The sequence below is a fragment of the Aquabacterium sp. genome (genome assembly GCF_035476535.1).
GTDB lineage: Bacteria > Pseudomonadota > Gammaproteobacteria > Burkholderiales > Burkholderiaceae_C > Pseudaquabacterium.
Window position 1 is genome coordinate 1 of the sequence record NZ_DATILJ010000050.1, and the last position, 21,530, is coordinate 21,530.

Here is a 21,530-nt window from a genome sequence, read left to right on the forward strand (position 1 = left end):
GCCCTTGAGCAGGAAGTCGCGCCGCTTCATGCCAGCCCCCCGGCCGCTTTCTTGACCGCCGCGATGACCCGCATGTGCGAACCGCAACGGCACAGATTGCGCTCCAGGCCGGCGCGGATCTCGGCGTCGCTGACCTGCTTCCTGCCCTGCAGTAGCGCGGCTGCGCTGACGATCATGCCGCTGGTGCAGTAGCCGCACTGCGCGGCCTGCTCTTCGATGAACGCCTTCTGCAGCGGATGGGGCTTGTCCGGTGTGCCAAGCCCTTCGACCGTGACCACCGGCCCGCTGACCGCCGAGACGGGTAGCACGCAGGAGGGCATCGCCTGACCGCCGACAAGCACCATGCAGGCGCCACACTGCGCCAGACCGCAGCCGTATTTCGGGCCGTTCAACAGCACCTCGTTGCGCAGCACGTAGAGCAGGGGCGTATCGGGGCTCGCCTGCACCGTGTGCGGCTTGCCGTTGACTGTGATCGTGGTCATCGCTTCTCGTTCCGGAAAGTTGTTTTGCAATAAGGAGCGGCTACTTGCCGATGGCCACGATCCCGCCATCCTGACGGCATCAGAAGCCCAGCCGCTGGTTCGGCAGAACTCGGCTCGGCCCCGTTTGACCAGCCTCGTGCGACGACGCGGGCAGGTGCTAGATTGACAGGATATACGTCCGGTGAAAGCGGGCGGGTACTGGATTTCCCTTGGTCGCGCCACTCGCCTCGGGAACCGCGCACGAGGAGGCACCGCAGGTGCCGATGCGATCCGCGCGTGCGGCTCAGCTCAAAGCTTTCTTCACGGCTTCCGGTGTGAGGGGGTAGCGGCGGATGCGGATACCGGTTGCGTTGAACACGGCGTTGGCCACAGCAGGTGGAAAGCAGACGATCGCTGGTTCGCCCGCACCGCCGATGGGCTGATCGGCGCGGTTCAGCAGAACCAGCTCCACCTGCTGTGGCACGTCCTCCAAGCGAGCGATGGGGTAGCTGTACCAATCGGTGCTGGTCACCTTGCGCTCGTCGAAATGCACCTCTTCGTACAAGGCCCGGCTGAGGCCTTGCATGATCTGGCCCTCGATCGTGGCACGCAGTCCGATCGGGTTGATCACCAAGCCGCAATCCAGGGCCACCACGGTCTTGCGCACGCGGATGCGTCCAGTGTCCTGGTGCACCTCGACCTCGCAGACGGCGCAAGCGTACGAGCCGTAGCCGGCATGCACCGCCACGCCGCGGCCCACGCTCACCTTGCCGCGGCCGCTGCCCGCGGCAGTGGGCTGCCAGCCGAGCTTCTCGGCGGCCGCACGCAACACGTCCTTCTCGCGTGGGTCCTGCATGTGCTCCAGCCTGAAGGCCACGGGGTCCTTGCCCGCCGCATGCGCCACCTCGTCGATGAAGGACTCCTGCGCGAAACGGGTCTGCATCTCCTGTGGCGCGCGCATGTGCGCCGTGCGCAGCGGCGAAGCGTCCTGCAGGTAGGGCGGCACCGTCTCCCACCAGTGCACGTGGTTGGGAAACTTGTAGCTCTCTTCAGGCACGTTGAAGTTGTAGGCGGCCGCTCTTCGGGCGCCCAGCAGCTGACCCACCAGCACCTGCTCGGGACCGTCGGCCCAGTACTTGACGTCCCAGCCGTTGAAGCCCTTGGCCTTGAAGTACCAGCCGGTGACCCGGTTCGCGTCGTCCAGCCCGGCCTTCATGCTGACCACGGCCGCGGGCGCCTTGGGATCCCATGCCGTGCCTTCGTCGCGCATCCATTGCATGCGCACCGGGCGGCCGAAATGGCGCGAGAGCAAGGCGGCCTCGAATGGCGCCTCGTCGGCATCGCTGCGCCCGTACGAGCCCGCGCCGGGCATCCACGTCACCTGAACGTTTTCGGTCGGCAGGCCCAGCAACTTGGCGATGCCCTCGCGCTGGTAATGCGGCTTCTGCGTGTCGGTCCAGATCTCGGCACGGTCGCCGCGCACATCGGCCACGCCGCACGAAGGAGAGATGCGCGCGTGCGACTGGAAGGCGCATTCGTATTCAGCCTCGATCACCTTGCGCGAGCCGGCCAGTGCCGCGAGGGTGGGCGCGGCATCGTGGTCCTTCTTGCCGGCGAACATGGGCACCGCATTGGAGGCGGTCGGGGTGGCGGCGCGGATGCGGTCGAACAGCCCGGCCTCGCCCCCCGGGAAGGCGGCCGGTGGGGTCGACCAGCGCACTTGCAGTGCACGCGACGCCCGGATCGCGTTCCATTCGCTGTCCGCAACCACGGCGACGAAGCCCCCTTGCACGAAGTGCCGCGCACCCGGGATCTTCGCGATCGACGAGGCCTCGACAGCTTCGGGCGTGGCACCGGCCACGGGTGGGCGCACGGCCCTGGCGTGCAGCAGTTTGCCGGGCCGCACGTGTGCGGTGAAGTGCGGCGTGCCGGTGACCTTGTCGCGGATATCGGCGCGCTTGACGCCCTGGCCCACGATCCGGTACTCGGAGACCGCCTTCGGTTTCGCTTGGCCTTCGGCATTCATGCCGTTGCCCACGACCTTGTTCCACTTGAGTGGCGCATCGAAGTTCTTGCCGCCGATCAGCTGCGCGTAGCTGACACTTTTGCCGGAGTCCTGCGCAACGGAGATGACACCGTCACGCACCACCAGAGCGCCGACGGGCACGCCGAGCTGCTTCGAGCCCATCTCCAGCAGTAGGCGCCTGGCTTCGGCCGCTGCATTGCGCAGCGGTCTTGCACCCAGGCGCACACCGGTGCTGCCGCTGCCGCCGCCCTGATTCGGCGTTACGCGGGTGTCGCCCAGCACGACTCGCACGAACTGCATTGGCACGTCGAGCTCTTCGGCGACGATCTGGGCGATGGCGACGTCCAGGCCCTGGCCGCAATCCATCTTGCCGAAATTGACGAGTACCCGGCCGTCGGTGCCGATGCGCAGCCAGGTGTCCAGCAGTGACGGGTTGGGCCCGATGACACCCGGTGCGGCCGCTTGCGCGGCGGCGTCGCCAACGATGGCCGCGCTGCCCGTGATGCCCGTGATGCCCACGACCAGGGCCAGGTGGGTCTGGAGAAATTCGCGGCGGTTGACTGGCTGATCCATCGCGGATTCCTCAGGCCTTCACGGCCGTCATGCTGTCGCGCGCCCTGCGCACCGCGCGCAGGATGGCGATGTGCGTGCCGCAGCGGCATTGCAAGCCGGAGAGGGCTTGCGCGATCTCGTCATCCGTGGCCTTGGGGTTCTTCTCGAGCAACGCGACGGAGCTCATCACCCACCCGTTGGCGCAATAGCCGCATTGCGCTGCCTGTTCTTCGACGAACGCATCCTGCACCGGGTGCAGGCGCCCAGCTTGCGCGAGGCCATCCAGGGTGCGGATCGCCTTCCCCACGACGCTGCGCGTCAACGTGACGCAAGAGCGCACCGGCTGGCCGTCGACCAGCACCGTGCACGTGCCGCACTGGGCGAGGCCGCAGCCGAAGCGCGGCCCGTTGAGCTTCAGCCCATCCGTGAGCGCGTACAACAGCGGTTCGTCGGCTTCTGCCTTGACCCTGCGTTGCACGCCATCGATCTTCAATACGTACTGGGGCACTGATCTCTCCATGGGCGTTGCGGTGAACGAACCACGCGGTGCCTGGAATTTCAGGTCTGGACCAGGCCGCTCCGCGCAAACGGCAGCCTGCGCACCCGCGGCCCGCCGAGCCGCGCGCCTTGGCGCCGAGCCTGACGGGTACCACGTCGAGAAGCCGGCGGTCGACCGTCATTTGGTCGGTCGCGGCGCGGAAGTCACGGAAGTGAGCTTGTCGCACATGGACCTGATAGGCCTCGGCATCGTCCATGCCGGCCGTGAATGCTCTGGTGGTCATCATCATTTGAATCCTGCGCGGATTCTGGTCGCCGGACCCGCAGCGTGATAGCCGAATGCTCCTGGATGCTTGCACGATCCTGCCGACGACGGGAGGATCAGCTCAGGCGGCATCTGCAAGCGCTCTATGATTCGATCGATGAAAGCCGAATTCGAGCGCGTGCGAACGCACATCGCGGCGCGGATCGCGAGTCGGACGGCGGGCGGCGAGCAGTACGCCACCGCGATCTCCGGCCTGAACCTGTATCGGCACGCGGAGGTCGGCGGGCCGATCAGCTGCATGGTGGAGCCGGCCATCGCGCTGCCTGTCCAGGGCGCGAAGCGCGCGCACTTCGGATCCGAGACCTACGCCTACGACAGACACCGCTTCCTGATCACCGCTCTGGACTTGCCGGTGGTGTTGCAGGTCACGGAGGCTTCGCCCGCCTCACCGTATCTGAGCGCCGTACTGAAGCTCGATGTGAGCGTGATCGGAGAGTTGATGATGGAGAGCAAGCTGCGACCGCCCGACCGGCAATCGGTGCGCGACCGGGGCATGGTGCTCGGAGAGACGACCCTCGCGCTTCTCGAGGCCTTCGACAGGCTCGTCGGACTGCTTGACGAGCCCGAGCTGATTCCAGTGCTGGCGCCGTTGGTGCAGCGGGAGATCTTCTACAGGGTCCTGCGCAGCGATGGCGGAAGCTACCTGTGGCAGATGGCTTCGATCGGAACCCAGAGCCAGCGCGTCGGCCGCGCGATCGAGTGGCTGAAGGCCAACTTCCATGAGCCGCTTCGTATCGAGGAGCTTGCCAGCCGGGTGGAAATGAGTCCGTCCAGGTTTCACCATCACTTCCGGCAATTTACGTCGATGAGCCCGCTTCAGTTCCAGAAATGGCTGCGGCTGACCGAAGCCCGGCGCCTGATGGTCACCGAGAGCCTGGACGCCGCGGCCGCCGCCTACCACGTGGGATATGGAAGTCCGTCCCAATTCACTCGGGAGTACGCCCGCCAGTTCGGGACGCCACCACGCCGCGATGTCGAGGGCCTGCTGCGGCAGGCTGGACCCTGAAATTCACGCCATGCAGGCTTCAAGGGCCTCGAGCGGCACGTGCAGCGCTTCATCCCGGGCAAACGCCTCGAGCAGATGTTCCAGCGTTACGCGCACCCTTGGGGCCATCAATGCGCGATGCGGATACTGCATCACCAGTTCGTAGCTTCCAGGGTCGTGTTGGCGATGAAGCACGACCTTCAATGCGCCGCTCTGCAGGTGCGCCCACGCGTGATGCACCCCGACTTGCGCCACGCCGGAACCGTCGCACGCCGCCTGCACCAGCGTCTCGGGTGCCGACAAGGTCAGGACCGCGGCGTGTGCCGGCTCGAATGTGGTGATGCTGTCATCGTTGGATCGGAAGTTCCATGGCGATACCGGTCCGCCCAGAAAGCGCCGGGCGATCAGCCGGTGTTGATCGAGGTCCTGCGGCGAAACGGGTACGCCATGCTCGGCCAGATAGGACGGCGACGCGACGAGGGCCAGATTCATCCGGCAGATCGAGCGCGAGACCAAGGCCGAATCGGCGATGTGCCCACCCCTGACGGCCAGGTCGTAGCCACCGCGCACGAGGTCGACGACACGGTCGTCGAAATCGACTTCGACCGACAGCGCCGGGTGTCGCGACAGCAGGCTCGGCAATGCCGGCATCAGTTGCTGGCGACCGAATGCCGCGCTGGTCGAGATGCGGACGCGGCCGCGCGGCTCGACGCGCTGGACGGCGACCGCATCGATGGCCGAATCGAGCGCGTCGAGTGCGATGCGGGCTTGTCGGAGGAAGGCCGACCCCTCGGCCGTCAGACTCAATGTCCGTGTCGTCCGGTTCATCAGCCGCACGCCGAGTGCCTGCTCCAGGCCGGCGACGTTCTTGCTCACCGCCGCTGAGCTGACGCCCAGCGCGCGTGCGGCGGCCGCGAAGCTGCCGGTGTTGGCTGCCTGCACGAACGACAGGATGGCGCGAACCCGCTGCGATGAATCCACGAAGTCTCCACGTGAAAGGGATTGACCTGAAGCAAGCGCCTTGGACGCTCGACCATCCATTCTCAACCTGAGGTTGGGGGACGATCAACCGCACCACGGCTTACGGTGAAGCGTCGCCGTCAACAGAATGCCGGGCATCGGCGCCATGACGCAGTCCAACGGTGGCCAGGGCCGCGATCTCGCACCCATCCACAGCGATCTGGAGACGGCCGCCAATCTCGGAACGCGCGTGGCCGAGATCAGCCTGCGCTTGCGTCGGCGCTGATCGCCGTCGCGCTTTATCCATTTTTCAGAAGAGAAACCACGACATGAAACTGCTTTGCCTCGACATTCCGCAGCCCGGTGCGAGCCTGGACAAGTACCAGCCGCATATGCTGAACGAAGCCCGCCATGCCTGGCAGCTCTACAAGAGCGGCGTCGTGCGCGACATGTATTTCCGCCAGGACCGCCCTGGTGTCGCCATCCTGGCGGAGGCGGACTCGGTGGAGGCGGCCAGACAGGCGCTGCGCGAATTTCCGCTGGCCAAGGCCGGGCTCATCGATTGGGATGTCATCCCGCTGGGTCCATTCCTGAATTGGGAAACGCTGTTTGCGCCCGGCAACGCTGGATAGGCCCAGTCCGGCGCGGGCGAATCTGAACACACACGGTTTTCAACAGGGAAGAAGTCGTCATGGTCAAGGCAGTGTCGTTTGCAAACAAGGCCGTAGGCATTTCGGCGAACCTTCATCTTCCGGACAACTTCCAGGAAGACGGGAAGTACCCCGCGCTGGTCGGGATTCACCCGGCGGGAGGCGTGAAGGAGCAGACCATCGGCCTTTATGCCAAGAGGCTTGCGGCTCATGGGTTCGTGGTGGTCGTGTATGACTCTTCCTACCAAGGCGCGAGCGGTGGCGAGCCTCGCCTCTTGGAGGATCCGGCGACCCGAGTGGAAGACGCGCGCTGCGCTGCGGACTTTCTCTCGACGCTTCCCTACGTCGACGCCGAGCGAATGGGTGTTTACGGTGTCTGTGCCGGAGGCGGCTATGCACTCGCCGTGGCTCAGACCGAGCGCCGCTTCAAAGCCGTGGCGGGGGTCAGCCCAACCCCGATGGGCGAGGCCGCCAGGAGCATGTTTGGCCTCCCTGTTCCCGCGGCCGAGCACATCAAAACGCTGGAAGCGGCCGCTGGGCAGCGTACGGCCGAAGCGAGAGGGGCAGCGCCTGTCTATGCCCCGTTTGTCCCGGAACGTTTCGAAGACATCGACGACAACACACCGGTCATGCTGCGGGAAGCGTACGACTATTACCGGACGCCGCGGGGCCAACACCCCAACGCCAAGGGCCGCTTCCTGCTGACCAGTCTGGACAAGATGCTGGCCTTTTCAACGTTTCCGCTGATTCCAGATCTGCTGACTCAACCCTTGCTGCTGATCGCCGGGAGCAAGGCCGACACGAAGGTCTTCAGCGAACAAGCGTACGCGCTTTCCAATGGGCCGAAAGAGTTGTTTGTCATTGAAGGCGCTACTCACGTCGCGCTGTACGACGTGCCGCACTACGTGGATCAAGCGGTTGCCAAGCTCGTCCCCTTTTTCGGCAATCTGTAGCCCTGCTCCGACTTCCTCTCTTCGCTCCCAATGAGAAATGCACGTCATGACCAAGCAAGCTTCTGAACTCAAGCCCGTCCTCTTCGTCGTCACCAGCAACGCGGTGAAGGGGGAGACGCGCATTCCCACCGGCTATAACCTGGCCGAAGTCACTCACCCATTGGAGAAGCTGCAGGCGGCGGGAATCGCCGTGGAGTTCGCCTCCATCAAGGGTGGTGCCGCGCCGCTGGATGGGCTGGAGGACATGAAAGACCCAGTCATTGCCCGTTACTGGGCCGACACCGACTTCCGCCACGCCATTGCCCGCACGCTGTGCCTGGATGACGTGGATCCCTCGCGCTACTCGGCCATCTTCTTTGCGGGCGGTCACGGCACGATGTGGGACTTCCCCGACAGCGCTGCGGTGCAACAGGCGATCCGCGAGATCGATGCGGCCGGTGGCATCGTCTCGGCGGTCTGTCACGGCCCGGCGGCCCTCGTCAACGCGCGTCGTTCCGACGGCAGCCTGCTGGTGGCAGGCAAGCGCTTGGCAGCCTTCACCGATGGCGAGGAAGAGGAGGTGCAGTCCACGCACGTCGTGCCCTTTCTGCTGGCGTCCACTCTCAACGAACGCGGTGCGCATCACCAGAACGCCGCCAACTGGGCCAACAACGTCGTCGTCGATGGCCGTCTCATCACCGGCCAGAACCCGCAGTCCGCGGCGAGCCTGGGCGAGGCGCTTCGCGATGCGCTGTTGGCTTGATCGGCCGCTGATGTCTGCAAGAAAAGCCGCGTGAAACTGATTTGCGTCGAAGAGCATGTGCTTGATCCCGCCATCGGCGCGGCCACCCAGGGTCTTGTGCGCGCCGAGGCCCCCTATCTGCTCGACTGGGGCAGCCGCGTTGTCGACGGTCGGCAGGTCGCCGATCCAACTCGCCCGCATGTCATCGCGCCCAGCGAGTCGGCGCGCAAGGCGCTGGACATGGGCGCGGCACGCCTGGCCGACATGGATGCGGCTGGCATCAGCATGCAGGTGCTTTCCTTCGGCGGATTCCCTCAGTTGCTGCCTGTCACTCAGGCCATTGAGCTGAACCGCGCAGCCAACGACCGGCTGGCGCTGGCGGCACAAGCCCACCCCACGCGCTTTGCCGGTTTCGCCACGCTGCCCTGGCAGGCGCCGGAGGCAGCCGCGCGCGAACTGGAACGCGCGGTGAAAGAGCTGGGCCTCAAGGGTGCGCTCATCAATGGCCGTCCCGGCGAGACCTTCCTGGACGACGCGCGTTACGCGCCCATCCTGGCGGCCTTCGACGAACTGAAGGTGCCGCTGTATGTTCACCCCGGCCTCCCACTGCCCGCCGTGCAGGCGCCGTACTACGGCGGCTTCGATCGCGAACTGAGCGCGCGGCTGGCCATGTTCGCCTGGGGCTGGCACAACGAAGCCGGCATCCAGGTGGTTCGCATGCTGCTCGCGGGTGTGTTCGACCGCTATCCCGGGCTGCAAGTCATCAGCGGCCATTGGGGCGAGATGGTGCCCTTCTTCTTGCAGAGGCTCGAGGACTCCATTCCGCAAGAGGCCTCCGGCCTCCGGCGCCCCATCGTGCAGACCTACCGCGAGCACGTACATGTGTCGCCCAGCGGCATGCTGACGCTGCCGCACTTCCAGTTCATCCATGCGTTGATGGGGGCCGAGCGCATCGTGTATTCCATTGACTATCCCTACCAGAGCCTGGACGGCGCACGCGCCTTCATCGATCGCCTCCCCGTGGGCGACGCGGACAAGGCGCTCATCGCCCACGGCAACGCTGCTCGCCTGCTGGGCTTGTGAGCAGAAAGGGATTCGACATGGCCACAACCAACCGAGGTGACGGTCAAGCCCGACGGCAGCGTCGGGGTCGACCGCATCCTGAGCGTGTTCGCCATCAACGCACGGCAAACCTCTCTGGCTTCAGGCGGCGATCGCGTACAACCCATGCAATCAGCAGCCCAGGTCCGGCAGCCAGCATCAGCAGTCCCCAAGCTGGAGACAGACCGTAGGCCACGGCTGCGATAGCGACGCAGCAAACGAGCAGAACCGGGAGAAGTGGCCACCAGATGGCGAAAAACGATTGAACGAACTCCAGTGCGGCCTCGGCGACGGAAGATTCGGCCAATCCGTGGTGTAGCCGAGCAGCGGCCGCGGCAACGGCAACCACCGTGGTCAGGTCGAACAGGGCCTCCGGCGGCGTGGAATTGCGATGCGACTCGTTCATGTCGCGCCCGCTCATCTGGCGCCTGACAGCCAAAGCCGGCGGCATGGTGACTGGGTGGGGCGGCACCCCGCCGGCTGGGTTCATGCTGTTGTCGTGGGCCAAGTGCGATACCTGATGGACGTGTTGAACGCCCGACTCACAGGCGTGACCACCTGGTTACCGATCGCCTGTTTAAAGTTCAGCGCTGTCTCAGGCCAAGGAACAGGGGACGCGTCTCGAACAGTCTCCGCGACGCAATCATCGGCTTGGTCGTTTCCACGTACTTCTTGAAATGCGGGGATTCCAGATGCTGGCGATAGGCCGCTTCATCGGCGTAGATCTCGAAAAAGCGCAATTGGCTCCGTCTATCCGCCGAAGCCACGGCGTAGATGGTCAGTACGCCCGGCTCCAGTCGGATGGAGTCGTCGATCTCCTCCGACACGGCTGCTTCGTAAGCCTGCAACTGAGCGGGGTCGATCTCGAGTTTCGCGATGCGAACCAGAGGTGAAGCGCTCAGGCGTGCCTTCGCGCCCAGTCTGACGGCGACGACATCGTGAAGCAGGCGGCCCGTGACCATCTTGTCTGTCGTGGCGCGAAAGTCCCGGAAGTGAGGCTGTTGCAGGTGGGCCTGATAGACCTCGGCATCGTCATACATCTCGAGCACATGGATCCGACCCGGGTTGTCGGCTTCGGACACGGCGTGGTAAACGGCGACGCCCGGCTCCGTGCGAAGGACCGCCTCCTTGAGCGCTTGGGCTGCAGCCTTGAAGCTGGCCAGCTGTGCGGGGTCAATGTCGAGCTCTGCCCAGCGGATGAGCGAACGCGTCGAAGTCTGCGCGAGAACGGGCGGTGCGGTGCACAGCCCCAGCACGGCGGCTCCCATGCCGGCCATGAATGCTCGGGTGGTCATCATCATTTGTGTCCTGCGGGGATTCTGGTCGCAGGACCTGCGACGCGGTAGATGAATGCTCCTGAATGCTTGCATGATCCTGCTGTCGACGACAGGATTGTCGGTGCCGATCGAGAATTGAGCCACCGCGCCGACGCCGCAGTGAGCCGGTGCCTTATGCGGAATCACTTGATGCTGGAGGGAGTTGCCGCCTGCTGCCTGGCTCACCAGGCAGTCGGCAGGCTGCACTCATCCGGCTCACTTTTGTGTCGGCGCCAACACTGGCGCGACGAACGCTTCGCCGCCTTGCGCGGTGGCGGCGAAAAAGATGGCATCCACGACCCTGGCCGCGTACAACGCGCGTTGGCGGCCGGCTCTCAAATGACGGCGCTACAGTCCGTCTCGATTCTCCTCATCACCTCAAGTCATGTTCAAACTCCTGTTCTCGCTCTTCATCACCGCAGCCGGCAGCGCCGCACTCGCGCAGGTTCCGGTCACGGCCGCACCCGACCACAAGGCACTGCTCGCCAGCCCTGATGCGAAGCTGGCCGCCAACAAGCGGCTGGTCTACGACTTCTGGCGCGAAGTCTTCGAAGCCGGCCATCTGGACCGGGCCGACAAGTACCTCACCGAGGGCTACATCCAGCACAACCCCAATGTGCCGACGGGTCGGGCCGCCTTCGTCGACTTCTTCGCGAAGTTCGCCAAGCGCAGGGACATCACCGCGGCCGTCGCCGCGCCGCTGGTCTCGATCACGGCCGAGGGCGACATCGTCGTGCTGAGCTTCGTCGCCGAGCGCAAGGACCCCAAGGACCCGGCCAAGGCCTACACCACCACCTGGTTCGACATGTTCCGCATCGAAGGCGGCAAGATCGCGGAGCACTGGGACGGCGACCTTCGCCGGCCCTGATCGGCCGACGCGGCGGCGGCGCGACCGATTCAGCGCTCGCCGCGCTCGTGCAGCAGCGCTACTGGGCTTGTCCTTCCACCAGCGCCGTGATGGCGCGGGACTGATAGCCGTCTGCCAGCACGGCCAGGCGCGAAGCGAACGACGCGTAGCGCGTGTCCAGCGACCTCAGTTGGTCGGCGCGCATGCGCAGCGACTTCATGTTGCCGACGCGGGCGAGCTCGCGCAGCACCTGCATTTCCTCGATCGGCGGATAGACGAGGCTCGACTCCCTGCCCGTGGGGCCGGCGAGGTCCGGCAGGCGAGGCCGCGCTTGCGCATAAGTCCAGGTCAGGCCCATCAGGCGCGCCAGTGTGTCGGTCAGCGTGCTCTGCTCGATGGGCTTCGGGATGAAAGCATTCGCACCCGCGTCGCGACAGCGGACGGCGACGTCCTGCGTGGCGCTCGCCGAAGTCGCGATGACCGGCACCTCGCTCAACGCGGGCATCTCCCGCAGTCGCCGCGTCGCTTCGAAGCCGTCCATTTCCGGCATCGCCACATCCGTCACGATCAGATCGGGATGGGCTCTGCCGGCCACGTCCAGGCCCTCCCGGCCATCGCACGCTTCAAGAACATCGAATCCCATCGCGCTCAGTACATCCGACAGCATCGCGCGATTCGTTGCCTCGTCGTCAATCACCAGCACGCGCTTGCGCGGACCGTGGTAGCCGGTCGGCCGGCCGCGAGCGGACCGGGCGACGGCTTGCGACAGGGTGGTGGTCGGCAGTTCGAGCTCGAAGAAGAAGAGCGTGCCTTCGCCCAACTGGCTTTGCACCCCGATGTCGGCGCCCATCATGCGGATCACGTGGCGGCTGATGGCCAGGCCGAGGCCGCTGCCGCCTTCGCGTCGCCGGACATCGGCGAGCTGCTCGAACGGCTGGAACAGACGGACCTGCTGCGCTTCGCTCATGCCGATGCCGGTGTCGTGCACCTCGAAGCGAAGACTCACCATCGCCTGCGTGCCTGTCGGGTCCGGCCGATCCCGTGCGTCGGGCGGCAGCGCCTCCACGCGCAAGGTGACGTGTCCGCTGTCGGTGAATTTGATGGCGTTGGACAACAGGTTGAGCAACACCTGGCGCAAGCACTTCTCGTCGACCTGCACGGCGGCCGGCAGCTCGTGCACGGTCTCGAAGTTGAAACTCAGCCCTTTCTCTTCGGCCTTGGCGCAGACCATGTCGCACACCGCCTGCAGGAAGTCCGGCAGGCTCACGTCGCTCGGGCTGATCACCAGTTTGCCGGCGTCGATGCGGGCAAGGTCGAGGATGTCGTTGATCAGTCCGAGCAGATGCCGGCCACTCTCCTCGATGATCCTGAGCCCCCTGGCCTGTCGTTCGCTCAGCGGCAGCTCGCTCTGCAAGCTCTGCGCGAAGCCCAGGATGCCGTTGAGCGGGGTGCGCAATTCATGGCTCATCTGCGCGAGGAATTCGCTGCGCATGCGCACCAGGCGCTGCGCCTCGGCCAGGGCGGCTTCGCGGGCGCCTTCGGCAGCCTTGCGCTCGCTGATGTCGCGCGCCACGCCCACCGTGCCCAGCACGGTGCCGTCCTCATCGATCACCGGCGCCTTGAAGGTTTCAAGCCAGATCGTGTCGCCTGGAACCGCTTGGGCTTCTTCCAGCGTCGTTCCACGGCGAGAGGCCATGACCTCGAGGTCGTCGGCGCGGAATGCATCGGCCACGTCGGGAGGGTAGACCTGGTGATCCGACTTGCCGACGAGTTCCTCGGGCTTCAAACCCCGGGTGTCCGCGGCGGCCTGGTTCACCGCCAGGTAGCGGCCATCGCGGTCCTTGAACCAGGCCCACATGGGCAGCATGTCGATCAGCGTGCGCAGGTAGCGCGCCTGCTGGCGCAACTCGTCGGTGCGCGCCAGCACGCGCTGCTCCAGCGTCTCGGCCAGCCCGCGCACCTGGGCGCGCGAGCGGCGCAGCCGCTCGAGAAAGACCACAGTGCCGGCCAGCGCGACGATGCTGCCGGCCAGTACCGTCCACAGCCAGCGCTGCTGCAGCTCACGCGCGCGCAGCTCGGCGGCCTGCTGCTCGCCGCGGCGCTGCAGCTCGGCCAGCTCGCGCTGGCGGGCTTCATCGCGGCGGCGTTGCGCTGCCTGCAGCATGCGTTCGGCACTGTGATCGGTGCTGGCCTGCGCCTGAAGGTGCGCGGCCTCGATGGCCAGCCGGTAGGCGCGCCGTGGGTCGCCGGCGCTTGCCACCAGCTCGGCCAGCCGGCGCGCGGCGTTCGCCTGGAGCACCGGCTGTGCCAGCGTCAGCGACTCGGCATAGGCATCCTCCGCATCGGCGAGCGCGGCGGCATGATGCCCCAGCGCTTGCTGGATCTGGCTGCGCTGCATCGTGGAATGGAAGCGGCCGGCCCGCAATTGGGCCGTCGCGAAGATGCTGCGCGCGCGCTCGTTCTCGGCCAGCGCCTCCCGCGCCCGCCGCTGTGCCAGCAGCTGCTCGGCGTGGTTGTGCACAGCGTGGCCCAGGTTCACAGGCGAGCCCACGGCGGTGAAGTTCGCGATGCTCTGGCCGATAAGCCGGTCGCCCTCGGCATGGTCGCCGCGCCGGTGGGCTTCGGTGGACAGGCCCATCAGTGCAAAACCCTCCTGCAGCCTTGAACCCGCCGCCAGCGCCTGCCGGCGCATCTGTTCGAGCTGTTCCACCGTTTCGGCACGGCGCTCACTTTGCAGGTAAGAGACCGCCAGCCCGTGGTGGGCATAGGCCATGACCAGCGGGTCACCCGAGCGCTGCGCCGCATCCATCGCCTGCAGCGCCATCGTGACCGATTCTTCGATCCGGCCGGCGCGGCGGTACACGATCGCGCCGCGGAACAAGGCTTCGGCCAGCAGGTCGGGCCGGGCGACGCCTTCCAGCACCGCGATGCTGTGCGACGTGACTTCAACCAGACGCGCGACCTGGTTCTGGTTCACCGCGCCGAGCGCGAGGGTCATGTCGGCCTCGGCCTGGCCGGCACGGTCGCCGGCGGCGGTGGCATCGCGCAGCGCCTGCTCGGCACGGGCAACGGCCTGCGCCGTGCGCCCGAGGTGGATGTCGATGCGCGCCAGCAGGTTGAGCGCGCGCACGCGGTCGGCCGCCGGCGCGTCGGGCGGCAACTCGGCCTGCAGGCGCAGTGCCTGCGTGGCGGCAACCGGGGCGTCGTTGTCGGCCAGCCTGCGCACCGCGGTCGCGCGCTGCCGCCAATCGTCGATGGGCGCGGCGACGGTAGCCGCCGCCAGGAACAGCCACAGCCCGAGCGCGCAACCCCATCGAACGCGGATGTCCATCAAAGTCGCAGGCTCAGGCTGGTGCCGATCTGGCGGTCGTTGACCGAGGCGCTCTGCGGCCGTGTCTCGACGCCGAAGTACGAGCGCCGCAGCGTGCCCAGCAGGTTGCCGCCATCGAGCGACCACGTCAGGCGATCGGAGAGGCGCCAGCGCACGGAAGCGTCCAGCCAGCCGTAGGCGTGCGTGGTGGCCTGAAAGGCGCCGAGGCCGACGATGTTGGTCGTGCCGCTGGGGAAGCTGCTGCGCCAGTTCCACGCCAGACGGGCCGACCAGGCGCCGTGCTCGTACAGCCCGATCAGGTTCGTGCTGCGGCGCGACAGGTTCTGCATCGGCACGTTGGCGCGCAGCACGCGGTCGTAGGTGCTGCTGTCGACGACTGTGAAGTTGGTCTGCAGCCCCAGCCCGCGCCACGCGCCCGGAAGGAAGTCCAGGAAGCGCTGGTAGGACAGCTCGGCGCCGCGAATGTAGCCGGCATCCGCGTTGTAGGGCCGGCTCACCTGGTACAGCACGCCGTCGTGCGCCTCGGCCTGGCTGAGCGTGGTGACGAAGCCGTCCACGCGCTTCCAGAACAGCGTCACCGACGCGGCGTGGCCGGCGCCCAAGGACGCCTCGGCGGCGAGGTCGGCGTTTGTCGCCCGCAGCGGCCGCAGCGCCGGGTTGCCGGCCGTGCCCTGGTTGAGCTGCGGGTTGACGCTGTTCGGCGTGAGCGTGATGGACGGCGAGAGCAGGTTGAAGTCGGGCCGTGTGATGGTTCGCGAGGCCGCGGCGCGCACCTGCCAGGGCCCACCGGGGCGCCACCGCAGGCTCGTGCTCGGCAGCCAGTCGGTCGTCGTCGTGTCGATCGCGATCGGCTCGATCGTGCCCGTCGAGGGTACGCTCTGGTTGCCGGAGAGCGTGGAGCGCGTGCGCACCAGGCGCACGCCGAGCTGGCCATCGAGCAGCAGTGCCGGCACGCGCCAGCCGGCCTGGGCGTAGGCGGCATCGGTGACTTCGCGGATGCGCCACACGCCCAGCGGGCCGCCGGCGGTGGGCAGCGGCGTGGTGATGCCGAAGGCTTCGCGCAACGCCACCGGGTCGCGCGCGTCGGCCAGCGTGTCGACGAGGTAGCGCGTGATGCTGCTGCCGTGCCCGTCGAGGAAGGGCCCGTAGGGGTAGACGCTGGTGCGGCCCGGCTTGTCGGCGGCCAGCACGGTGCCGGGCACGGCGACGTCGCCGAAGATCAGGTTGGGCGCGTTGTCGGCCTCGCGCCGGGCCCGTCGCCAGCCGACGGCAACGCGCTCGAGCGCGGCGGTGTCGAGCTGCCATTCGGCGTCGATCCGGCCGGCGAGCAGACTGCCGCGCAAAGGGCGCACGCGGTAGGCGAGTGAGCTGTAGCGCAGGTTCGCCGGATCGGCGAGATCGGTGCCCTCCACCGCCGTGTTCGGTACCGTGCCCGACACATCCTGCGTGAAGCGCGCCGCGGTGCCCGCCAGCGTGGGGCCGGAGAAGAACAGCCGATTGAAGCTGCGCGTGTGGCTCAAGTCGGCGCTCAGGCGCAGGTTGTCTGGCGACCACGAGCCGCCTGCGGCGATCTGTCGCGTGCGGTCGATCGTGTCGCGCGCGAAGCCCAGGATCGAGACCGGCACGCGCGTCCAGGTGATGCGTTGCACGTCCTGCGTGCCCGGGAAGAGGACGACGCTCGCCGGGTCGAAGCTGCTGCCGGCTCCGAAGTTCGGGCCCGCGTTGAATTGCTGGGTGTCCTGCTTGGTGCGCAGTTCGGCGTGGTGGGCTTCGGCGTAGAGATCGAGGGTCGCGCCCGGCCGCCAGCCCAGCATCACGCTGGCGGCGTTGCGGCGGCGGCGGCCGAAGTTGGTGCTCTCGGACGTGCTGGCGGGGACGGCGGTGTCCTGGCCGGGCACCAGGTCGAGCCGGCAGCCCGACGTGGCGCGCGCGCTGCAGAGCATGGGCGCGCCGGTGCCTTTCTGGTCCTCGCGCCAGGCCCGGTCCTGCGCCACCAGGTTCACCAGCAGCGCCGCCTCGCCCGCACCGATGGCGGCGCGGCGGCCGTAGAGCAGCGAGAACTGGCCGGCGGTCTTGTCGACAAGCTTGCCGTGCAGCAGGCGCGCCGCGAGCGCCAGCGTCGGCTCGCGGAAGTCGAACGGGTGGCGCGTGCGCAGATCGACCGTGCCGCCGAGCCCGCCTTCGATGCGCGACGCCGCCGAGCTCTTGTAGACATCGATGCCGGCCAGCATGTCGCTGGGAAGGTCGGCGTAGTCCAGCGCCCGGCCAAAGCCGGCGGTGAAGAGCTCGCGCCCATTGAGCGTGGTCTCGATCTGCACCAGCCCGCGCACCGCCGCCACCGAGGCCTCACCCCTGTCGCGCGTGATCTGCACGCCGGTGATGCGCTGCACCGCGTCGGCCACGCTGAGGTCGGGCAGCCGGTTGATCTCCTCTGCGACGACGCCGTCGACAATGTCGTCGCTGCGGCGTTTGCGCTCGGCCGCCGATTCGATGCTGAGGCGAGTGCCGGTGACGATCACCTGCTCGGGCTTCTGTTGCGCCGAAGGCGTCGCGGGCACCAACAGCACCATGGCGACGGCCGGGACGGCCAGGTTGGATGCTTTCATCAGGCTCTCCATGCCACCCTGCGGTGCGCGCACAATGTGCCGCGGTACAGCGGGCTCGGACCCGCCTTTGCGGGGCGATAGAACCGCAAAGGCTCTGCCGTCCAGGCGGGGCCGGACGCCGCGCGGGCGAGCGGCCGGGCGTCGAGCAGGAACTCGCGGCCACTCGGACCCGTGCTTCCCCGGTGTTGCATCGCGGATCCCATACTCCCCCTGCTGCCGCGCGGGTCACACTATGGAAAACCCGAGAGCGCTGGCTTACGAAGGCTCGGAACTGTCGCTGCCCGATGCACCGCACGACAGCTGGACCCGTGCTGGCGGCGCCCGACGGCCGCACCCTCCTGCAGGCCGACAACGCGCTGATGGCCTTCAACGAGCACCTCTACAAGAAGCTGCCATCGCATCCGGAGAAGGACTTCAGCTACATCGGCGCCATCGGCAAGTTCCCGCTCGCGCTGGTGGTCCACCCGTCGTTCCCGGCACAGACCTTCATGGTCCATATCCCGTACCGCGGTGCCGCGCCGGCGAAGCAGGATGTGATGGCGGGCCAGGTGCCGTGCATGTTCCTGGACCTGGCCTCGGGCCTGAGCATCATGCAAACCGGCAAAGTACGCGTGCTGGCCTTTGGCGGGCGCACGCGCAGCCCGCTTCTGCCCGGCGTGGCGACCCTCATCGAGGAAGGCGTTACCGATGCCGGGCAGGCCGGAGCAGTTCCAGGCTTCGCCCGAGCGGAGTCGCGGCGCTGGGGCGAGATCATCCGCGCCAAGGGCATCGTGCTCGACACCTGAGTGCGACACGCCGCGTCGCGCTGCGTGGCGTCCGCACTGAACGGAACAGTGTCCGGCTCATGCCTGCGGGGGTCGCTTCCCGCAGCAGATCGGCCAGCGCGGCTCAGGTGTCCACATCGAGTGGTGGCATCTTCACCCTCTCGGGGGGCCTGACGCGAAGCGGCAGGTTTGGGGGTGCTCAGTAGTGGGGAGGCAGTTCGTCGCGCAGGCTTCGAAACGCCGGCGCGTCTGCGGAGGCCCGCTGATTCCGCAGCTCGATCAGCTCGCGTGTCAAAAGTTCGATCTGTCGCTGTTGATGGACAACGATGTCGTTCAGTCGGTCCAGCGTGTCCTCGGTGAAGCTGACCTTGATTTCCAGTTCGGTCAGGCGATGCTCGACATCATGTTGCTTCATTGCGGCATTGTCACCGGCGCCTTGGTCCGGGTGTCGGGATCACTGGCTGCTGCGCCGGTTTTCGGCGGGCCATCGGCGGGGTTTGCTTGCATCGCGCCATCGGAAGTCGAGATGCGCCGACCGTCTGGGACGGGGGCCCTGGGGTGGGCGGTGGCGCGAGGTCAACGTCGGTCCGGCTCATCGCTCGCGTACCGATGCGATGGCCGCGCGCACCTGCCGGGCCAGGTCCGGGTCCAGGGCGGCCATGTACTTGTCGATCACCGGTTGCGCCAGCCGCTCCATCTCGGCGCGCGCCACGGGCGACAAAGGGGTCACGGTCAGCTTCTGGCCGATCGTGCGCAGCAGCACGGCGTCGTTGTCGACGAGGGCCTGGCGCCAGAACTGCTGCGAGCTGGACCCGGCCTGGCGGAGCACGCTGCGCTCGTCCTCGTTCAGCCGCTGCCACACCGGCCCGCTGAACAGCAGCACGCCGACGTAGGCGTTGTGCTGCGTGGCCGTGTAGTGTTTCTGCACCTCGGTCAGCTTGGCGAAGACCGTCACGCCATTGGCGTTTTCCTGGCCATCGACCGTGCCCTGCTCGAGTGCGGTGTAGAGCTCCGGGAAAGGCAGCGCCACCGGATTCGCACCCAGCGCTTTCCAGAAGTCGATGAACACTGCGCTCTGCAGCGTGCGCAGCTTCAGTCCCTTGATGTCCTGCACCGAGGCCACGGGGCGCGTGCGGTTGGTGAGGTTGCGCCATGCCCCCGAGTGCAGATTCAGGATGACGAAGCCGTTCTCCTGACCGATGTCGCGCAGGCGCCGCCCGGGCTCGCCGTCGGACACGGCATAGAGCTCGCGGAAATCGCGGAACAGGAAAGGGATGTCGTAGACGTTGAAGGCCCGGCCGATGCCGCCCAGCAGGCTGGTCGTGGTGAGCTGGGCCTCGATGGCTCCGGCACGCAGCCCGGACAGCACCTGCAGGTCGGGCCCGAGCTGCGAGCCGGGGTACAGCGTCACCGTCATGCGTCCGCCGGAGAGCCGCTCGACCTCGCTCTTGAAGAACGCGGCGCCGCGCGTCTGCGGGTTGTCGCCGCTGATCGCGAACGCGAGCTTGATCGTGTGCTCGCGCACCTGCGCGCCGGCGCCGCCGGCGGCCAGCAGCGCGGCGGCGAGCAGGACATGGACGATAGCCTTCAGCATGGCAACTCCTCTCAAGGTCGAGCCAGCCAACTCGCAGGCACCGTGATCAGCTGCGGGAACAGCACCATCAGCCCCAGCAGCAGCACCTGCGACAGCATGAACGGTGTCGCGCCTCGGGTCACCGTCGCGAACTCGACCTTGCCGACGCTGGCCACCACGGCGAGCACCGAACCCACCGGCGGCGTGACCATGCCGATCACGCCGCTCAACACGTACACGATGCCAAAGTACACCGGATCGATGCCGGCGCGCGTCACCAGCGGCATCACCAGCGGCGTCAGGATGAGCAGGATCGGGCCCGTCTCGAGCGCCGTGCCCAGCAGCAGCACCAGCAGGCAGACGGCAGCCACCAGCAGCCGCGGGCTGTCGACCAGCGGGCCCGCGAGCGCGGTCAGCTCGCGGGCCGCGCCTGACACCGCGATCATCCAGCTGCCGAGCATCGCGCAGGCGATGATGAACATGACGGCGGCCGAAGTCATCATGGCCGACAAGGCCAGGCGCGGCAGTTCCGCCAAGGGCAGCTCGCGGTACACCACGAAGGCGACGAACGCGCTGTACACCGCCGACACCACCGCAGCCTCGGTCGTCGTGACCACGCCGAACCGCAGGCCGAGGATGATGATGACCGGCAGCCCGAGCGCCCACAGCGCGGCGCGCAGGCTGCGGGCCACTTCGGCCAGCGGTGCGCGCGGCCGCTGCGGCGGCTCTTCGCGGCGCATCAGCCAGCCCCAGGTCAGCGCCAGCACCAGCGCCATCATCAACCCCGGAAACACACCCGCCAGAAAGAGCCTGGACACCGAGGTGTTGGACATCACGCCGTAGAGGATGAGCGCCAGGCTCGGCGGGATGATGGGCCCGAGCAGGCCCGCCGTGGCCACCAGGCCCGCCGAGCGGGCGGTGTCGTAGCCGTCTTGCTTCATCATCGGAATCAGGAAGGCGGCCATCGCCGCGGCATCGGCGACCGCCGACCCGGACAACGTGGACAGCACGATGCCGACGACGATGACCACGTAGCCCAGTCCGCCGTGACGGTGGCCCACCAGATGAATGGCCAGGGCCACGATGCGGCGCGACAGGCCGCCGGCATTCATCAGCTCGCCGGCCAGCACGAAGAACGGAATCGCCAGCAGCGCGTAGCTGTCGTTGCCGTTGATCACGGTGAAGGCGACGATCTGCGGATCCGGCATGCCTTGCCAGGCCATCAGCACGATGCCGCTGATCAGCAGCGAGTACGCGATCGGCATGCCCATCGCCAGCGTCAGCATCACGGCGGCCAGGAACAACAGCAGCGCCATGGTCAGCCGTCCTCAGCCCTCTTGCCAGCGCGGGGCTTCGGCACGCAGCGTCTGCAGCATCTGCCAGGCGATGATGGGCACCGCGTGCACGGCGAAGAACAGGCCGGCGCCGTACAGCGCCAGCCCCAGCGGCCAGCCGCTGACGGGCGCGCTCATGTTCATGTTCAACAGCACCTGCCGCCAAGCGCCGACCCCGAAGAACACGCTCGCCGCCAGGCAGGCGATCTGCGCCAGCAGCAGCACCACGCGCGCGGCGCGTGGCGGCAGCGCCCGCACCACGCCGAGCATCGCCAGGTGGCGCCGCTCGGCCAGCGCCACGGTGGCGCCGATGAAGCCCACCCACACCAGCGCCCAGCGCGAGAGCTCGTCCGACACCGGCAGGCCCGACGCGAACGCGTAACGCAGCACGAAGTTGGCAAAGACCAGCACGACCATCAGCAGCGCCAGAACGACGAGCAGGCCCTTGAGCAGGCGAAGGTAGGTGTGCGGGATGTTGGACATCGATCGTCGCTTCATTCTGGGCCGCGCGGCAGCGCCATGGAAGT

18 protein-coding genes and 1 pseudogene are annotated in these 21,530 nt (G+C 67.3%); 7 read left to right on the plus strand and 12 right to left on the minus strand.

All coding sequences use genetic code 11. From position 1 onward, the window contains the following. Positions 1 to 26: 26 nt before the first annotated feature. The 3 genes from VLK61_RS05125 to VLK61_RS05135 form a co-directional block, all read right to left on the minus strand. Entirely contained in the window at positions 27 to 482 is a 456-nt protein-coding gene (locus VLK61_RS05125; RefSeq protein ID WP_325418956.1) for a (2Fe-2S)-binding protein, read from the minus strand. A 283-nt stretch (positions 483 to 765) separates the two neighbouring features. Then, the gene (locus VLK61_RS05130) at positions 766 to 3,060 is read right to left on the minus strand and encodes a xanthine dehydrogenase family protein molybdopterin-binding subunit (RefSeq protein ID WP_325418958.1); all 2,295 of its coding nucleotides are present in this window, start codon (positions 3,058 to 3,060) and stop codon (positions 766 to 768) included. A 10-nt stretch (positions 3,061 to 3,070) separates the two neighbouring features. Further along, complete coding sequence (locus VLK61_RS05135; protein ID WP_325418960.1) at positions 3,071 to 3,547, minus strand: (2Fe-2S)-binding protein; 477 nt, start codon at positions 3,545 to 3,547, stop codon at positions 3,071 to 3,073. A gap of 412 nt (positions 3,548 to 3,959) precedes the next feature. Between VLK61_RS05135 and VLK61_RS05140 the strand changes: the two genes are divergently transcribed. Then, complete coding sequence (locus tag VLK61_RS05140) at positions 3,960 to 4,868, plus strand: AraC family transcriptional regulator (RefSeq protein ID WP_325418962.1); 909 nt, start codon at positions 3,960 to 3,962, stop codon at positions 4,866 to 4,868. 3 nt (positions 4,869 to 4,871) lie between these two features. On the opposite strand, the gene VLK61_RS05145 is transcribed toward VLK61_RS05140, so the two are convergent. Further along, the gene (locus VLK61_RS05145) at positions 4,872 to 5,828 is read right to left on the minus strand and encodes a LysR family transcriptional regulator (protein ID WP_325418964.1); all 957 of its coding nucleotides are present in this window, start codon (positions 5,826 to 5,828) and stop codon (positions 4,872 to 4,874) included. Between the two features lie 308 nt (positions 5,829 to 6,136). On the opposite strand from VLK61_RS05145, the gene VLK61_RS05150 reads away from it, so the two are divergent. The 4 genes from VLK61_RS05150 to VLK61_RS05165 are packed head-to-tail and all read left to right on the plus strand — an operon-like array spanning position 6,137 to position 9,214. Further along, positions 6,137 to 6,439 (plus strand): superoxide dismutase, encoded by a 303-nt coding sequence (locus VLK61_RS05150; protein ID WP_325418966.1) that lies wholly within the window; start codon positions 6,137 to 6,139, stop codon positions 6,437 to 6,439. 59 nt (positions 6,440 to 6,498) lie between these two features. Beyond that, entirely contained in the window at positions 6,499 to 7,410 is a 912-nt protein-coding gene (locus tag VLK61_RS05155; protein ID WP_325418968.1) for an alpha/beta hydrolase, read from the plus strand. 46 nt (positions 7,411 to 7,456) lie between these two features. Further along, positions 7,457 to 8,152, plus strand: a complete 696-nt coding sequence (locus VLK61_RS05160; protein ID WP_325418970.1) for a type 1 glutamine amidotransferase domain-containing protein — start codon at positions 7,457 to 7,459, stop codon at positions 8,150 to 8,152. Between the two features lie 57 nt (positions 8,153 to 8,209). Continuing rightward, positions 8,210 to 9,214 (plus strand): amidohydrolase family protein, encoded by a 1,005-nt coding sequence (locus VLK61_RS05165; protein ID WP_325418972.1) that lies wholly within the window; start codon positions 8,210 to 8,212, stop codon positions 9,212 to 9,214. Positions 9,215 to 9,308: 94 nt separating this feature from the next. Here VLK61_RS05165 and VLK61_RS05170 read toward each other — a convergent pair whose 3' ends face one another. Next, positions 9,309 to 9,638 (minus strand): hypothetical protein, encoded by a 330-nt coding sequence (locus tag VLK61_RS05170; protein WP_325418974.1) that lies wholly within the window; start codon positions 9,636 to 9,638, stop codon positions 9,309 to 9,311. Between the two features lie 178 nt (positions 9,639 to 9,816). Next, the gene (locus VLK61_RS05175) at positions 9,817 to 10,755 is read right to left on the minus strand and encodes a putative quinol monooxygenase (protein ID WP_325418976.1); all 939 of its coding nucleotides are present in this window, start codon (positions 10,753 to 10,755) and stop codon (positions 9,817 to 9,819) included. A 178-nt stretch (positions 10,756 to 10,933) separates the two neighbouring features. On the opposite strand from VLK61_RS05175, the gene VLK61_RS05180 reads away from it, so the two are divergent. Continuing rightward, the gene (locus tag VLK61_RS05180) at positions 10,934 to 11,416 is read left to right on the plus strand and encodes a nuclear transport factor 2 family protein (protein ID WP_325418978.1); all 483 of its coding nucleotides are present in this window, start codon (positions 10,934 to 10,936) and stop codon (positions 11,414 to 11,416) included. Positions 11,417 to 11,474: 58 nt separating this feature from the next. Here VLK61_RS05180 and VLK61_RS05185 read toward each other — a convergent pair whose 3' ends face one another. Both VLK61_RS05185 and VLK61_RS05190 read right to left on the minus strand, forming a co-directional pair. Beyond that, positions 11,475 to 14,726, minus strand: coding sequence for a response regulator (locus VLK61_RS05185; protein ID WP_325418980.1), 3,252 nt, complete (start codon positions 14,724 to 14,726; stop codon positions 11,475 to 11,477). Further along, positions 14,726 to 17,332: a TonB-dependent receptor gene (locus tag VLK61_RS05190; protein ID WP_325418982.1), complete on the minus strand. Its 2,607-nt coding sequence runs from the start codon at positions 17,330 to 17,332 to the stop codon at positions 14,726 to 14,728. Before VLK61_RS05190 ends, VLK61_RS05185 begins: the two co-directional genes overlap by 1 nt. A gap of 314 nt (positions 17,333 to 17,646) precedes the next feature. On the opposite strand from VLK61_RS05190, the pseudogene VLK61_RS05195 reads away from it, so the two are divergent. Further along, positions 17,647 to 18,117, plus strand: a pseudogene (locus VLK61_RS05195) (Bug family tripartite tricarboxylate transporter substrate binding protein); the annotation flags it as partial. 178 nt (positions 18,118 to 18,295) lie between these two features. On the opposite strand, the gene VLK61_RS05200 reads toward VLK61_RS05195, so the two are convergent. The 4 genes from VLK61_RS05200 to VLK61_RS05215 all read right to left on the minus strand — a co-directional run bounded on the left by VLK61_RS05200 (position 18,296) and on the right by VLK61_RS05215 (position 21,486). Further along, entirely contained in the window at positions 18,296 to 18,511 is a 216-nt protein-coding gene (locus VLK61_RS05200) for a SlyX family protein (protein ID WP_325418984.1), read from the minus strand. 177 nt (positions 18,512 to 18,688) lie between these two features. Then, positions 18,689 to 19,690: a TRAP transporter substrate-binding protein gene (locus VLK61_RS05205; protein WP_325418986.1), complete on the minus strand. Its 1,002-nt coding sequence runs from the start codon at positions 19,688 to 19,690 to the stop codon at positions 18,689 to 18,691. Positions 19,691 to 19,701: 11 nt separating this feature from the next. Continuing rightward, positions 19,702 to 20,985, minus strand: coding sequence for a TRAP transporter large permease (locus tag VLK61_RS05210; RefSeq protein WP_325418988.1), 1,284 nt, complete (start codon positions 20,983 to 20,985; stop codon positions 19,702 to 19,704). Between the two features lie 12 nt (positions 20,986 to 20,997). Next, positions 20,998 to 21,486, minus strand: a complete 489-nt coding sequence (locus VLK61_RS05215; protein WP_325418990.1) for a TRAP transporter small permease — start codon at positions 21,484 to 21,486, stop codon at positions 20,998 to 21,000. Positions 21,487 to 21,530 lie beyond the last annotated feature (44 nt).

Excerpts from the sequence above, each read along its gene's own strand:
- VLK61_RS05180 (WP_325418978.1), top strand. The coding sequence starts at position 10,934 with ATGTTCAAACTCCTGTTCTCGCTCTTCATCACCGCAGCCGGCAGCGCC.
- VLK61_RS05160 (WP_325418970.1), top strand. The coding sequence starts at position 7,457 with ATGACCAAGCAAGCTTCTGAACTCAAGCCCGTCCTCTTCGTCGTCACC.
- VLK61_RS05140 (WP_325418962.1), top strand. The coding sequence starts at position 3,960 with ATGAAAGCCGAATTCGAGCGCGTGCGAACGCACATCGCGGCGCGGATC.
- VLK61_RS05130 (WP_325418958.1), bottom strand. The coding sequence starts at position 3,060 with ATGGATCAGCCAGTCAACCGCCGCGAATTTCTCCAGACCCACCTGGCC.
- VLK61_RS05185 (WP_325418980.1), bottom strand. The coding sequence starts at position 14,726 with ATGGACATCCGCGTTCGATGGGGTTGCGCGCTCGGGCTGTGGCTGTTC.
- VLK61_RS05215 (WP_325418990.1), bottom strand. The coding sequence starts at position 21,486 with ATGTCCAACATCCCGCACACCTACCTTCGCCTGCTCAAGGGCCTGCTC.
- VLK61_RS05210 (WP_325418988.1), bottom strand. The coding sequence starts at position 20,985 with ATGGCGCTGCTGTTGTTCCTGGCCGCCGTGATGCTGACGCTGGCGATG.
- VLK61_RS05155 (WP_325418968.1), top strand. The coding sequence starts at position 6,499 with ATGGTCAAGGCAGTGTCGTTTGCAAACAAGGCCGTAGGCATTTCGGCG.
- VLK61_RS05170 (WP_325418974.1), bottom strand. The coding sequence starts at position 9,638 with ATGAACGAGTCGCATCGCAATTCCACGCCGCCGGAGGCCCTGTTCGAC.
- VLK61_RS05190 (WP_325418982.1), bottom strand. The coding sequence starts at position 17,332 with ATGAAAGCATCCAACCTGGCCGTCCCGGCCGTCGCCATGGTGCTGTTG.
- VLK61_RS05205 (WP_325418986.1), bottom strand. The coding sequence starts at position 19,690 with ATGCTGAAGGCTATCGTCCATGTCCTGCTCGCCGCCGCGCTGCTGGCC.
- VLK61_RS05200 (WP_325418984.1), bottom strand. The coding sequence starts at position 18,511 with ATGAAGCAACATGATGTCGAGCATCGCCTGACCGAACTGGAAATCAAG.
- VLK61_RS05125 (WP_325418956.1), bottom strand. The coding sequence starts at position 482 with ATGACCACGATCACAGTCAACGGCAAGCCGCACACGGTGCAGGCGAGC.
- VLK61_RS05150 (WP_325418966.1), top strand. The coding sequence starts at position 6,137 with ATGAAACTGCTTTGCCTCGACATTCCGCAGCCCGGTGCGAGCCTGGAC.